The organism is Hydrogenophaga sp. T66 (assembly GCF_057219855.1).
This window is the reverse complement of record NZ_JBXVVX010000001.1, coordinates 847,743-860,081: the sequence shown is the minus strand read 5'-3', so window position 1 is coordinate 860,081 and position 12,339 is coordinate 847,743. Positions and strand designations below refer to the sequence as shown.

Genomic DNA, 12,339 nt, shown 5'->3' with positions numbered 1-12,339 from the left:
AACGACGCCGCACCACGACACCACCACCCCATGATTCCCACCGTCACCACGCAACTCACCTGGCTGGTCATCGTGTATGCCCTGCTGGCCTTCCTGCTGCTGGTGCTCTGCCTGGCCACCCGCTGGCACTGGGCGGTCAAGCTCGGCGGCGTGGGCCTGGTCAGCGGCTTCTACCTGCTGGCCCACGGCACGCTGATGGGCATCGCCGGCTGGCCCAGCGACGACCGGCTGCCCGAGCGCTTCGTGCTGCTGGCCGCGGTGTTCGACGAGCCCAGCCCCGGCCGCGGCCACGAGGGTGCGATCTACATCTGGGTCAACCCGATGAAGGACAACGCGCCGCTGGCGATGCCACGGGTGCACCGCCTGCCTTACGAGAAAGACCTGCACCGCATCCTGGGCGACGGTCTCAAGAAGGCGCGCGACGGCAACACCCAGATGGGCAGCACCGAACCGATCCGCGGACCCGGCGGCTTTTCGTGGCTGCGCCCGCCGGGCAACGACAAACTCCAGATCAAGCTGAGCGACCTCCCGCGCGCGCAGCTCCCCGAGAAATGAGGGCCCCCCCTGCGCCGCTGCGCGGCTTCCCCCCCCGAGGGGGGGACGGCGCCGCTGGACCGGCGGAGCCGGATCCAGGGCGCCCCCGAACGGGCGCGCTTTGCGCGGCCCGGATGGGTGCGTGGCTGAGGAGTCGCCCGCCTGCGCCGCTGCGCAGCTTCCGCCCCCGCTGGAGTGTGCACTGCGCGGGCCTTTGGGCTTTGCTGCTGGCGGGGTGTGCGCCTTCGGGGGGGGACAGCTGGTTTCCGCTGGTGGCGGGGTGGTCGCAGACGTATGAGGTGCGGGTGGAGAGTGAGGAGCCGCGGGCGCCGGAGGCGTGGACGCTGCGGGTCGGGGCGCCGGTGGCGTGGGACGGTGAGTCGCTGCCGGTGCGGCACCACTCGCAGGGTGTGAATTACCTGTTCAAGGTCGACGAGCAGGGCATTCGCCGGGTGGCCACGCGGGTGGACATCGACGAGGAGCCGACCGCCGACAAGGAACCCATGTGGGTGCTGAAGGCGCCGTACGCGGTGGGCACGGAGTGGACAACCACCACGGTGCCTTACCTGATCCTGCGCAAGAACGAACACCCGCGCGAGCTGCGCCACAGCCATCGCGCGGTGATGACCTGGCGGATCGAGGCGGTGGACGAGACGGTGGAGACGCCCAAAGGCCGCTTCAGCCCGTGCCTGAAGGTGGTGGGCCGTGCCTCGCTGAACCTCTACACCGACCCGGTCAACGGCTTTACGAACGTGCCGCTGGTCAGCCGCGAGTGGTACTGCCGGGGGCAGGGACTGGTGCGCTTCGAGCGCGAGGAGAAGGTGCCGGCGGGCTTTCTGGTGGGTGGGTCGCTGACCGCCGAGTGGGTGCGCTGAAAGCAGCCCATGGCGCCGGGTGGGCGTCAAGCCCACAAAAGTGCTCAAGTCGGTCGGCGCGTGGCCGATAGCACAGGTCCCAAGGTTTCAAACGCCCACCCCGCCATGAACACCGACCCCAGCGCGCCCCGGCGCCCACAGATCCTGATCGTTGACGACGATCCGGGCATGGTGCATGTCCTGGCCCGGGCGATGATGGACATGGGTCAGCTGCATTTCGCGGTGCGGGGCAACGACGGCCTGCTCAAGGCCATGGACCTGATCCCGGATGTGATGCTGGTGGACGCGGAGATGCCCGATCTGAACGGCTTCGACCTGATCCGCCGCCTGCGCGACAACCCGGCCACGGCCCACACCCGCGTCATCATGGTCAGCGCCCACACCGACGCCGCCCGGCGCAGCAACGCCTATGCGGTGGGTGTGGACGATTACCTGAGCAAACCGGTCGACCGCGACGCCCTGCGCGAACGCGTGGGGCAACTGCTGCAGCCGCAGGAGATGGAAACGCTGGAGCTCTCGGGCGACTCGCTGTTCAGCGGCTTGCCGCCGGGCGCCGAGGCCGAGGCACCGGCCAAGCCCGGCGCCGACGGGCCGGCGTGGTCGGGCGAGGTGTTCCAGCAGGTGTCGGTGATCCTGGAGGCCACCACGCGCCTGCGCACCCGCCTGCGGGCGCAGGGCGACAAGAACACCCTGGAAGTCGACCAGATTGAAGAAGCCTGTGCCGAAATCGTGCAGTACCTGGTCTCGCTCACCGACGATCCGGTGACCCACTGACGCACCGCGCCACAGACCCCGAACGCCGCTGCCACGGCGACGCGCCAGCTACTCGATGCGCAGCTGCGTGAGCCAGCGCGCGCCGGGCGCGAACGCATCGCGGTCGGCCGGCCCGTAGGGCGGCACGTCCAGCCGCTCGGGCGGCACACCCAGGCGGTTGAGGTCGATGGCTTGCGGCTCGCCGACGAGTGCATCGGCGGTGACCGTGAACCGGAAGATCACCCCATTCCAGAGCTTCGCCCCGTAGTCGCGCGGCTGCTTGAAGAAAAACAGCAGGCTGTGCTCCAGCCAGTCCAGCGATGAGGGGCCCGCCACCGACGGCTGCTCGTAGGGATAGGGCACGGCGCATGTGATTTCCGGCCCGCCGGGCAGGCACTTGAACTCCCGCATCGACAGGAAATGGTCCTGCAGGACCCGCGGGTCCAGCCGCACCCGGAAGTGCGCAAGACCGGACGGCTGGGGGGTGAAGGCCACCGCGCCGATGCGCGTGCGCTGGCCGTCGGCCGTGACGGCGATCACAGGGCGCTCACCGCGGAAGTCGAAGCCCCACGCCGCGCCGGCTGACCCGGCCAGGGCCAGCACCAGTCCGGCGGCGCGCGCCCGCGTCACGGCTTGACCGTCAACACCCAGACCGACAGGGTCTTGAGATCACCGGCGCTCAGGCTGGCGTGCGGCGGCATCGGAATGCGGCCCCACTTGCCCTTGGAGCCGTTCTGAATGGACTGGGCCAGCGAGGCGGCTGCGTCCTTGTCACCGGCGTACTTGGCGGCGATGGCGGCGAAGGCCGGGCCCACCACCTTCTCGCCGTTGGCGTGGCAGGAGTAGCAGCCGTTGGCCTTGGCCAGTTCGACGGCGGCAGCGGCGTCCAGCGCATGGGCGGCGGGCGCGAGGCTGGCGGTGGCCACCAGGGCCATCAGGATCGGGAAACGGTGCATCGGCATGTCATTCATCCAAAAAAAAGGGTGGCGGGCTTGCGCCGCGCCACCCCTCACCCACACAACTTACTTCATCAGCTTGAAGGTCCAGACGGAACCGCCCTGCTCCAGGAAGTTCACCTTCTTGGCGACCTCACCGCCCCACAGCGGCACGGCGCCGCCCCAGCCGGAGACCACGCTGATGTACTGCTCGCCGTCCTGCTGCCAGGTGATGGGCGGGGCCACCACGCCGGAGCCGGTCTGGAACTGCCACACCACCTTGCCGGTCTTGGCGTCGGCGGCCTTCAGGAAGCCCTCGGGCGTGCCCCAGAACACCAGGTCGCCGGCGGTCAGGACACCGCCCCACAGCGGCGCGCTGTTCTTGACTTCCCAGACCACCTTGCCGGTCTTGGGATCGATCGCGCGCAGCGAGCCGATGTGGTCGTCGAACAGCGGCTTGATGGTGAAGCCCGCGCCCAGGTAGGCCGCGCCCTTCTTGTAGGTGATCGGCTCGTTCCAGATCTCCATGCCCCACTCGTTGGTCGGCACGTAGAACAGGCCGGTCTTCGGGCTGTAGGCCATCGGCATCTGGTTCTTGCCGCCCAGGAAGCCCGGTGCGGAGAACACGGCCTTGCCCTTGGTGCCGTCGCCGCCGGCCGCGGTCGGGTCACCCGGGCGGTTGTCGTCGACGTAGTTCGGGCGGCCGGTCTTGAGGTCGATGCCGGTGGCCCAGGTCACTTTCTTGACGAACGGGAAAGCGTTGATCAGCTTGCCGGTGGTGGCGTCGTTGACGTAGAAGAAGCCGTTGCGGTCGGCCTTGGCACCGACGCGCTTGCCGTCCATGTCGAAGGTGACGAACTCGTTCACACCGTCGTAGTCCCAGCCGTCATTGGGCGTGTTCTGGTAGTGCCAGACGATCTTGCCGCTCTTGACGTCGATGGCCACGGTGGAGGCCGAGTACAGGTTGTCGCCCTTGCGCACGTGGCTGTTCCACGGGCCGGGGTTGCCGGTGCCGAAGTAGGCCAGGCCGGTCTTGGGATCGTAGGTGCCGCCCAGCCAGGTGGCCGCGCCGCCGGTCTTCCAGGTCTCACCCGGCCAGGTGGCGTTGGTGGTGCCGGAGATGCCGTTTTCCTTGCCGTCCTTGTAGCCCATGTGGCCTTCGACGACGGGGCGGGTCCAGACCATCTTGCCGGTCTTGGGATCGCGCGCTTCCACGCGGCCCACCACGCCGAACTCGCCGCCGGACACGCCGGTCAGCAGCAGGCCTTCGGCGATCAGCGGGGCGGCGGTGTAGCTGTAGCCGGCAGAGTAATCGTCGATCTTCTCGCGCCAGACCACCTTGCCGGTGTTCTGGTCGAGCGCCACCAGCTGGGCGTCCAGGGTGCCGAAGATGACCAGGTTGTCGTACAGCGCGGCGCCGCGGTTGATCACGTCGCAGCAGGGCATGATGCCTTCGGGCAGACGGTGCTCGTACTTCCACAGCTTCTGGCCGGTCTTGGCGTCCACCGCGTAGATGCGCGAGTAGGACGCGGTGACGAACATCTTGCCGTTGTGGACCAGCGGCTGGCTTTGCTGGCCACGCTGCTTTTCACCGCCGAACGACATCGACCACACCGGCACGAGCTTGTTGATCGTCTTGCTGTTGACGGCGTTGAGCGTCGAGTGGCGCTGGCCTTGCGTGCCCATGCCCCAGCTCAACACGTTGTTGGTGGACTGCGCGTCGTCGGCGATCATCTTGTCGGTCACGCCTTGCGCGCCGACTTGGGCCGCCGCGGCCATGACCAAAAGGCTCAATAGAGTACGTTTCACTGGGTTGTCTCCTGCTCGTGAGGCGTTGAGGGCGGTCGCTGCGCGGACGCAGTGCCACGGGTGTTGCCGACGACCCGCCGGTCGCGGTGCACGAGCGCTCAGGGGCAACATCCGTGCCAGGGAAAAGTTCCCGCCCACCGGCCAAAACCCTCCGGAAAAACCCTGAGCCCGACCCCGGTGCAGCGCCTGCGACGCCGCGCCCAGCGCGCCACGCCGTGACGCTGGCGTGACAGTGTTCAGAAACGGATCAACCGCGCGAACAGGCGGCTGCAACAGTCGTGAACTGACCGGTCACCGGCTGGCCGGCGCAGACAGCGCGCGCAGCTCATAACGGGGATACCACTGCGTGAGCGTGCGGTGCAGTTCGGCCGGTTGCGCCGCCCAGCGGGCAAAGCGCGGTGGCACCGGCGTGCGCAGCAGCTCGGCCAGGTCGGTGCCGCGCTCGGCCTGCTCGCGCATGAGCCCGGTCAGCCAGCGCAGCCAGTCGCGGGTCTGCTCGATGCCGGCCAGGCCACTGTGGACCGGGCCGTGGCTGGGCACCACGGTGTGGAAGCGCCCCGCGGCGTGCCAGCGGGCAAGCTGGTCGAGGCTGGCGAGCCAGGCGTCGAAGTCGGCGTGCGGGGTGGTGGGCACCCGGTCTGCAAACACCAGCCCGCCGGCGTAGAGCACGCCGGTCGTGGTGTCGATGACGACGAGGTCGTCGTCGGTGTGGCCGCGCAGGCGGTGCAGCTCCAGCGTGTGGCCGCCAAGACGGCGCGTCTGGGTGCCCGCCTCAAGCACGACCGGCTGTCGTGACGGCGTGGACTCGGTGCCCTTCATCCAGTCGCCGCACAGCCGGTACAGGTTGTCGGCGTAGGCCCGGCCTTCGGCCTGCATGCCCGCGATGCTGCCCGGCAGGGCCTCGGTGGGGACATCGGCCCACGCCTGGTGGCCAAAAAAGTAGTCGGGGTGGAGGTTCAGGCTGAGCACCGACACCACCGGCTCGCGGACGGTGGCGGCGACGGCGCGCCGCTGCTGCTCGCCATACAGGCGCGACGGTCCGGTGTTGATGACCACCACGCCGGCGCCGGTGGCAATGAAGGCGGTGTTGATGATGTTGCACCCGTTGGCCCGGCTGAAGTCGTCGACCGCGCCCTCAATCACCCAGGTGCCGCGGGCCAGCGCGCGCGGCTGCAGGTCGTAATGCAGGCGCGCCGCGTCGGGCTGGAGGCGTGGCGCGGCGTTGGGCAAGGGGCCTTGCGCGTGGGCAGCGCAGGCGAGCGCGAGGCCACCGGCCCACGCGGCGATGCGGCCCGGCCGCCCGGTCACGACACCACCTCGGCGTCGATGCGGTTGCCGTTGTTGTCGCGCCCGTGCAAGCGCAGGCCACCGCGCACGCCGGTGGGCAGCTCCAGCGTGATCAGCGGGTTTTCGGCCACCGGCTCGTGCAGCGCGAGGCGCCACAGTGGCTGGCCGGCGCCGTCGTCGAGCTGCAGGCGCTCGATGAAGAAAGCCGGGATGCCGGCCACCAGGCCGGTGTCCATCGGGTGCATCACGCGCAGGCGCAGGCGCCGGCTGCCATCGATGAGGTTGTCGAACCAGCGGGCCTGCACCTGGTTGAGGGTGCGGCTCCACGAGCCATCGGCGCGGGTCGCGCCGGGCACCGTGCAGCCGCCGCCGGCGGCCTGCACCCAGGTGCCGCCCACGTGCCAGCGGCCGTCGCGGGTGCGCACCATCGCCCGCACCGGCGAGGCCTGCTCCATGCGGATGCGAAAGGCGATCATCGGCAGCGCGCGCAGCGGCTCGAAGTCGAGCACTTCCCGCACCGGGTTGCGGTCCACGACCACAAAGATCCGCTCGATGCCCCCACCTTCCCGGGCCAGTGCGCGCGCATCCACCTGCAGCGGCACCGCCATGGCGTCGTCGGCGAAGGCCGGCCCCTTGACCAGCACCTCGGGCGCAAACCGCATCGGCGCCTGGCCGAGGTACTGACGGCGCAGCGTGGGCCACTGCATGGAGCCCAGCGGATCGCCGCCGGTGTGGTCTTCCGCGGCGCGCACGCCACCCGCGCCCAGGGCGGCCGCGGTCAGCAGCGCCCGGCGCCGGATCGTGGGAGTCGGTGTGAAACCAGCCATCGGGAAACGCCTTCCTGCGCCGCACACCGGCGCGTCAGCCCTTGTTGCGAATGACGCCGCGCTGCGGGTCGTAGCCCCAGAGCGCCAGCCCGAAAAACACCACCGTGCAGCCCAGCACCACGGCCCACGCGGTGGCAGAGAACTGCCCGACCGACGCGAAGCGGATCGCCTCCACCGCGTGGGTGAACGGATTGACCTGCGCGATCTTCACCAGCCACCAGGCGCCCGACTCCTCCAGCTTCCAGAGCGGGTAGAGCGCCGGGCTGATGAAAAACATCGGGAAGATCACGAAATTCATGGTGCCCGCGAAGTTCTCCAGCTGTTTCACGTACACCGACAACACCAGCCCCAAAGCCGCGAGCATCACCGCTGCTGCCACCATGGCCAGCAACAGACCCGGCAGCAACGCCCACGACAGATCGACGCCAAACGCCCACGCGATCGCCAGGAAAGCCAGCATCTGCAACACCGACAGGCTGGTGCCGCCCAGCAGCTTGAAGGCCAGCAGCCAACCCCGCGGCAAGGGCGCGGTGAGCAGCAGGCGCATCATCCCCATCTCCCGGTCATAGACCATGGACAGCGAGCTCTGCATGCCGTTGAACAGCGCCACCATGCCGAGCAGCCCGGGCACCATGTAGACCTTGTATTCGATGTAGGTCTCGTAGGGCGGCACGATGGCCACGCCAAACACGTTGTGGAAGCCGGCCGCGAACACCACAAACCACAGCAACGGCCGGACCAGCGCCGAGCCCAGGCGCGAGGGCTGGCGCAGGAAACGACCGATCTCGCGGCCCACCACCGCACGCAGCGCGCGCAGCCGGTGCGCCAGCGGCGACGGGGGCGGCACCGGGGCCACGGCGGCGGTCAGCGGCTGCGACATGCGCTCTCCGCCTCGTCCACGCCCAGCGTGTCCAGCACCTCTTTCGGGTGCAGCACGCCATCCACCGGCGCGAGCCCGACCACGCCGTCGCCGTGGCTGAGAAACAGCGGCTGGCGCAGCTGGCCGTCCCAGGCGCGAAAGCTCAGCCGCTGGCCCTTGAAGCCGTCGATGAAGCTCTGACCGCTGCGCAAGCGGCGCAGCTGTTCGGCCACCGGCGCGCGTGGCGCGTCCACCAGCACCGCGACCACCGCCTTCGCCGCCGCCCACGCGGCGTAGTCGTGGGAGCGCAGCGGGCGGCTTTCCTGCCGCTGGAAGCGGCGCGTGAGTTGCGGGCCGCCGTGGCGCTCCCAGTGCGGGTGCCAGGCTTCGGCGGTCAGGCCGCTGGCACCCACGACCGGGCGTGGCCGCTGGGTGGCGTAGGGCAGAAGCCGGGCGAACTCGCCGTCGGCGTCCATCACCGCCACGACCTCGTGGTCGCGGTCGCCGGTGAGCAGGCGGGTGTTGGCCAGGTCGCGGTCGCGCGGGTCGCCGCTGAGCTTGAACGGACGGGTCTGCACGACCTTCAGGCCGTAGCGTTTGGCGCTGCGGGCAAAGGCCTGGCCCTGCAGGGCGTCGGCCGGCGTAGGCCCCTGCAGCACCAGCACCTGCCGCCAGTTGCGCGCCGCCAGGTACTGGGCCAGCGCGTCCTGCTGCATGGCCCGGCTGGGCAGGGTGTGCAGCAGGTGGGCGGCACAGTGTTCGGCGCGCAGCGCATCGTCGTCCAGGCCGGTGTTGAACACGATGGCGCCCCCCAAGGCCCCGGGCGCGGCCTGCACCAGCTGGCGCAGCGGGCCCTCGGGGAGGTCGGCCACCACGTGCTGCACGCGGGCGGCCTTGAGTTCGGCCAGGGCCTTGGGCAAGGCCGCGGCATCGGGCAAGACCACATCGCGCACCTTGAGGTCGATGCCCGCGGCGTCCAGTTCAAACGCGGCATCGGCCACCCCGAGCGTCACGCCGTCCAGCGCCCGTCCGGCCGGGTGGCCGGGGTAGGCCTTCTCCAGCCGGCGCGGCGCATGGCGCGGATCGTCGGCCAGCGACACCACCGCCAGCGTGACGGTGGTGCGGGTCTGGGCCACCGCGCCGCCGTCCGCGGCCAGCAGCGTGGCCGCCACCAGCGCGCGGGTCAGCGGGCCGAGGACCCGCCTCATTTCACCAGCACGGTGTGCGGCACGCGGCCGACCGCCACCGTCTTGAGCGCTTTGGCCGCCGCCGTGTCCACCAGCGTCATGTCGTCGGACAGGCCGTTGGCCACAAACAGGGTCTTGCCGTCCGGACCCAGCGTGAGGCCCCAGGCGCGCTTGCCGACCAGCACCTGGCGGCCGACCTTCTTGCTCGCCACGTCCACCTCGGCCACGTGATTCGCCCGGCCCAGGCCCACCCACATCGTCTTGCCGTCGGCGCTCATCGCCATGCCCACCGGCGTGATGTCGGCCTCGCGCATGCCCTGCACGGCAAACTTGATCGTGGCCTTCACGCTGTGGTCGGTGGTGTTGACCACGCTGACCGACGCATCCAGCTCGTTGGTCACCCACAGCTCGCTGCCGTCGGCCGTGAGCACGAACCGGCGCGGCCGCTTGCCCACCTTGATGTTCTTGACCACCTTTTTCTGCGCCAGATCGACGAGGTGGACCAGGTTGGCCACCTCGGAGGTGACGTAGGCGAACTTGCCGTCGCGCGTGACGATCACGCCCTCGGGCTCGCCGCCGGTCTTCACCTCGAACACCTTCTTGCGCGTGGCCAGGTCGTACGCGGCCATCACGTTCTCTTCCTCGATGGACACGTAGGCCAGCTTGCCGTCCGGGCTGAGGTCAAAAATCTCGGGGCTGTCGCCCAGCGGCACCGTGCCGCTCATCTTGCCGGCCGCCACGTCCACCACGCCCAGCTGGTTGCTGTCACCGCAGCACACGTAGATCGCGCTGCGGTCGGCGTTGAACATCATGTGGCGCGGGCGCTTGCACACGTCGATCGCGCCGGTGCGGTTGCCCTGGGTGTCGAACACATACACCTTGTTGTCCTTCTCGCTGGACACATACACCTGCGCCAGTGCGGCGGGGGTCAAGACGGCGGCGAGAAGGGCGAACGGCCAGGCGGCCAGGCGGCGGGCTTGCATGAGGTGAGTCTCCTTGATGTTGTGCAGCAGCGGGCTGTTTCTGCAACTTTGATGCCAGAAAAGCAGGAACGCTTCTTGCAGCATGGCCCCAGCGACGGCCCCATCGCTCCTGACAAACCCTAGGTCGTCCGCGGAGACACAGCCCCCATGCCCCACCGCCCCCCGTTGTCGCGACGTCAGTGCCTCGCCTGGGGCATCGGCGTCGGCGCGACCCTGGCCATGCCGGCGCTGGCCACCGCCGGCCCCTTCCCCAGCCGGCCGATCCAGCTGATCGTGCCCTGGCCCGCCGGGGGTGCCACCGACCTCACCCTGCGGGTGCTGTGCGAGGAAGCCGCCCCGCTGCTCGGGCAGCCGCTGGTGGTCATCAACAAGCCGGGGGCCGGTGGCACGCAGGTCGCGCCGCTGTTGCGCGCGGCCGAGCCCGACGGCCACACCATCGGCCAGGTGCCCATCACCGTCTACCGCCACGCGCTGATGAACCCCGTGCCCTGGGACCCGGTTAACGACCTCGCGCCCATCGTGCAGGTCTCCGGCGTGACCTTCGGCGTGCTGGTCCCGGCCAGCAGCCCCTTCCAGCGCTTCGACGATCTCGTCCAGTGGGGTCGCCAGCACCCCGGCGCGCTGCTCGTGGGCTCCACCGGGGTCGGCACCACCGCCCACCTGGCGATGGAAGAGGTGCTCCAGCAACACGGCATCCGCTACGTCCACGTGCCCTACCGCGGCACCGCCGACCAGATGCTCGGCGTGGCGGGTGGGCAGGTGATGGTGGGGGTCAATTCCACGGGCTTTGCCCCCTGGCTGGACCAAGGCAAGGTGCGGCTGCTGGCGGTCTTCAGCGCCCAGCGCAGCCCGCGCTGGCCCGACGTGCCGACCCTGCGCGAGCTGGGGTACCCGTTTGCCGTGCACCACTCGCCCTGGGGCCTGGCCGCGCCCCGCGCCACGCCCGAGGCCGCCATCGCCCGATTGCACGACGCCTTCGCCCGCGCCATGCTCAGCGAACGCCACTTGCGCGAACTCGCCCGCTACGATCAGACTCTCGATTACCTCAACACCCGCGACTACCGGCAGGCGGTGCTTGACACCGTCGAACGGGAAAAGCGTTTGCTGCACCGCATGAACCTGCTGCCGCGAGGCCACAGCTGATGCCCGACACCGCCGCATCCACCCTGCTGCGCGCCACCGACCTGCACAAGGCCTACGGCGCCAAGCCCGCGCTGCGGGGGCTCAGCCTGAGCCTGCGGGCGGGCGAGTTCGTGGCCCTGCTCGGCCCCAACGGCGCCGGCAAGAGCACCCTGCTGCAACTGCTCACCGGTCTGTTCACGCCCGACCGCGGCGAGATCGAGGTGCTGGGACACGACCTGCGCCGGCACCCCGCGCGCGCGCTCGCCGGGCTCGGCGTGGTGTTTCAGCAGGCCGCGCTCGACCTCGACCTGAGCGTGCTCGCCAACCTGCGCTTTCACACCGACCTCCACGGCCTGCCGCGCGCGCTGGCCGCCGAACGCATCGCCCACGGCCTGGCCAGCCTGGGCCTGCAGGGACAGGAGAAAGCCGTCGTGCGCAGCCTCTCCGGCGGCAACCGGCGCAAGGTCGAGCTGGTGCGCGCCCTGCTCCATCGCCCGCGCGTGCTGCTGATGGACGAAGCCACCGTCGGCCTCGACCCCGCCTCGCGCCAGCAGCTGCTCACCACCGTGAGCGACCTGTGCGCCCGCGAGGGCCTCGCGGTGCTCTGGGCCACCCACCTGATCGAGGAAGCGCGCAGCGCCAGCCGCCTCGTGCTGATTCACCAGGGCGGCGTGCGCTACGACGGCAGCACCGCCGACTTCATGGCCGCGGCGCAGGGCACCGATTTCCAGGCCGAGGTCCTGCGCCAGCTCGACGGGGGTCGCGACTGACATGCAGGCCACCGAGGTCATTCACCGCTGGATCTCCGCCTTCAACCGCGGCGAGGTCGGTACGCTGTGTGCGCTGTACGACCCCCGCGCGGTGCTCTGGGCCACCACCGCCCCCGACCCCAAAGAGTCGCCCGAAGCCATCGCCCGCTATTTCGACGAGGTGCTGGGCATGCGCCCGCCACCACAAATGCGGCTCGTCGCCAGCCGCCAGCGCACCCTGGGCGACGCCGTGGTGCTCAGCGGCATCTACGAACTCACCCTCTTCCCCGGCACCGACCCGCAGGGCCTGCCCGCGCGCTTCACGCTCGTGCTGCACCGCGAAGCGGCCGACCGCTGGGTGATCGTGGAGCACCACTCCTCGCTGGTGCCGCGGCCCCTGAGCTGATGGCGCCGCGAAG

Annotated in this window: 14 protein-coding genes; 6 read left to right on the top strand and 8 right to left on the bottom strand. The window is 70.1% G+C overall.

Annotated elements, in window-relative coordinates:
- The first annotated feature begins 30 nt into the window (after positions 1-30).
- The 3 genes from AC2D80_RS04010 (at position 31) to AC2D80_RS04000 (ending at position 2,183) form a co-directional block, all read left to right on the top strand.
- Entirely contained in the window at positions 31-555 is a 525-nt protein-coding gene (locus AC2D80_RS04010; RefSeq protein ID WP_484631685.1) for a hypothetical protein, read from the top strand.
- A 251-nt stretch (positions 556-806) separates the two neighbouring features.
- Entirely contained in the window at positions 807-1,409 is a 603-nt protein-coding gene (locus AC2D80_RS04005; protein WP_484631684.1) for a hypothetical protein, read from the top strand.
- 105 nt (positions 1,410-1,514) lie between these two features.
- Positions 1,515-2,183 (top strand): response regulator, encoded by a 669-nt coding sequence (locus AC2D80_RS04000; protein WP_484631683.1) that lies wholly within the window; start codon positions 1,515-1,517, stop codon positions 2,181-2,183.
- Positions 2,184-2,231: 48 nt separating this feature from the next.
- Here AC2D80_RS04000 and AC2D80_RS03995 read toward each other — a convergent pair whose 3' ends face one another.
- From AC2D80_RS03995 to AC2D80_RS03960, 8 genes are all read right to left on the bottom strand, one after another.
- The gene (locus tag AC2D80_RS03995; protein ID WP_484631682.1) at positions 2,232-2,792 is read right to left on the bottom strand and encodes a hypothetical protein; all 561 of its coding nucleotides are present in this window, start codon (positions 2,790-2,792) and stop codon (positions 2,232-2,234) included.
- Complete coding sequence (locus AC2D80_RS03990) at positions 2,789-3,124, bottom strand: c-type cytochrome (protein ID WP_484631681.1); 336 nt, start codon at positions 3,122-3,124, stop codon at positions 2,789-2,791. The genes AC2D80_RS03995 and AC2D80_RS03990 overlap by 4 nt, the downstream gene beginning before the upstream one ends.
- Positions 3,125-3,184: 60 nt before the next feature.
- Entirely contained in the window at positions 3,185-4,876 is a 1,692-nt protein-coding gene (locus tag AC2D80_RS03985) for a PQQ-dependent methanol/ethanol family dehydrogenase (RefSeq protein ID WP_484631680.1), read from the bottom strand.
- A 321-nt stretch (positions 4,877-5,197) separates the two neighbouring features.
- Complete coding sequence (locus tag AC2D80_RS03980; RefSeq protein WP_484631679.1) at positions 5,198-6,214, bottom strand: quinoprotein relay system zinc metallohydrolase 1; 1,017 nt, start codon at positions 6,212-6,214, stop codon at positions 5,198-5,200.
- Complete coding sequence (locus AC2D80_RS03975) at positions 6,211-7,020, bottom strand: quinoprotein dehydrogenase-associated SoxYZ-like carrier (RefSeq protein WP_484631678.1); 810 nt, start codon at positions 7,018-7,020, stop codon at positions 6,211-6,213. Before AC2D80_RS03975 ends, AC2D80_RS03980 begins: the two co-directional genes overlap by 4 nt.
- Before the next feature lie 34 nt (positions 7,021-7,054).
- The gene (locus tag AC2D80_RS03970; RefSeq protein WP_484631677.1) at positions 7,055-7,900 is read right to left on the bottom strand and encodes an ABC transporter permease; all 846 of its coding nucleotides are present in this window, start codon (positions 7,898-7,900) and stop codon (positions 7,055-7,057) included.
- Positions 7,885-9,087, bottom strand: a complete 1,203-nt coding sequence (locus AC2D80_RS03965) for a type 1 periplasmic-binding domain-containing protein (protein ID WP_484631676.1) — start codon at positions 9,085-9,087, stop codon at positions 7,885-7,887. Before AC2D80_RS03965 ends, AC2D80_RS03970 begins: the two co-directional genes overlap by 16 nt.
- Positions 9,084-10,049 (bottom strand): PQQ-dependent catabolism-associated beta-propeller protein, encoded by a 966-nt coding sequence (locus tag AC2D80_RS03960; RefSeq protein WP_484631675.1) that lies wholly within the window; start codon positions 10,047-10,049, stop codon positions 9,084-9,086. The genes AC2D80_RS03965 and AC2D80_RS03960 overlap by 4 nt, the downstream gene beginning before the upstream one ends.
- A 147-nt stretch (positions 10,050-10,196) precedes the next feature.
- Here AC2D80_RS03960 and AC2D80_RS03955 point away from each other — a divergent pair, with 147 nt between their 5' ends.
- The 3 genes from AC2D80_RS03955 to AC2D80_RS03945 are packed head-to-tail and all read left to right on the top strand — an operon-like array spanning position 10,197 to position 12,326.
- Positions 10,197-11,192 (top strand): tripartite tricarboxylate transporter substrate binding protein, encoded by a 996-nt coding sequence (locus AC2D80_RS03955; protein ID WP_484631674.1) that lies wholly within the window; start codon positions 10,197-10,199, stop codon positions 11,190-11,192.
- A complete protein-coding gene (locus AC2D80_RS03950; RefSeq protein WP_484631673.1) occupies positions 11,192-11,941 on the top strand; it encodes an ATP-binding cassette domain-containing protein in 750 nt (249 codons plus the stop codon). The genes AC2D80_RS03955 and AC2D80_RS03950 overlap by 1 nt, the downstream gene beginning before the upstream one ends.
- Before the next feature lies 1 nt (position 11,942).
- Complete coding sequence (locus AC2D80_RS03945; protein WP_484631672.1) at positions 11,943-12,326, top strand: nuclear transport factor 2 family protein; 384 nt, start codon at positions 11,943-11,945, stop codon at positions 12,324-12,326.
- Positions 12,327-12,339 lie beyond the last annotated feature (13 nt).

Coding starts and splice junctions, on each gene's coding strand:
- AC2D80_RS04010 (WP_484631685.1), top strand. CDS start 31: ATGATTCCCACCGTCACCACGCAACTCACCTGGCTGGTCATCGTGTAT.
- AC2D80_RS04000 (WP_484631683.1), top strand. CDS start 1,515: ATGAACACCGACCCCAGCGCGCCCCGGCGCCCACAGATCCTGATCGTT.
- AC2D80_RS03990 (WP_484631681.1), bottom strand. CDS start 3,124: ATGCCGATGCACCGTTTCCCGATCCTGATGGCCCTGGTGGCCACCGCC.
- AC2D80_RS03985 (WP_484631680.1), bottom strand. CDS start 4,876: ATGGCCGCGGCGGCCCAAGTCGGCGCGCAAGGCGTGACCGACAAGATG.
- AC2D80_RS03975 (WP_484631678.1), bottom strand. CDS start 7,020: ATGGCTGGTTTCACACCGACTCCCACGATCCGGCGCCGGGCGCTGCTG.
- AC2D80_RS03970 (WP_484631677.1), bottom strand. CDS start 7,900: ATGTCGCAGCCGCTGACCGCCGCCGTGGCCCCGGTGCCGCCCCCGTCG.
- AC2D80_RS03965 (WP_484631676.1), bottom strand. CDS start 9,087: ATGAGGCGGGTCCTCGGCCCGCTGACCCGCGCGCTGGTGGCGGCCACG.
- AC2D80_RS03960 (WP_484631675.1), bottom strand. CDS start 10,049: ATGCAAGCCCGCCGCCTGGCCGCCTGGCCGTTCGCCCTTCTCGCCGCC.
- AC2D80_RS03955 (WP_484631674.1), top strand. CDS start 10,197: ATGCCCCACCGCCCCCCGTTGTCGCGACGTCAGTGCCTCGCCTGGGGC.
- AC2D80_RS03950 (WP_484631673.1), top strand. CDS start 11,192: ATGCCCGACACCGCCGCATCCACCCTGCTGCGCGCCACCGACCTGCAC.
- AC2D80_RS03945 (WP_484631672.1), top strand. CDS start 11,943: ATGCAGGCCACCGAGGTCATTCACCGCTGGATCTCCGCCTTCAACCGC.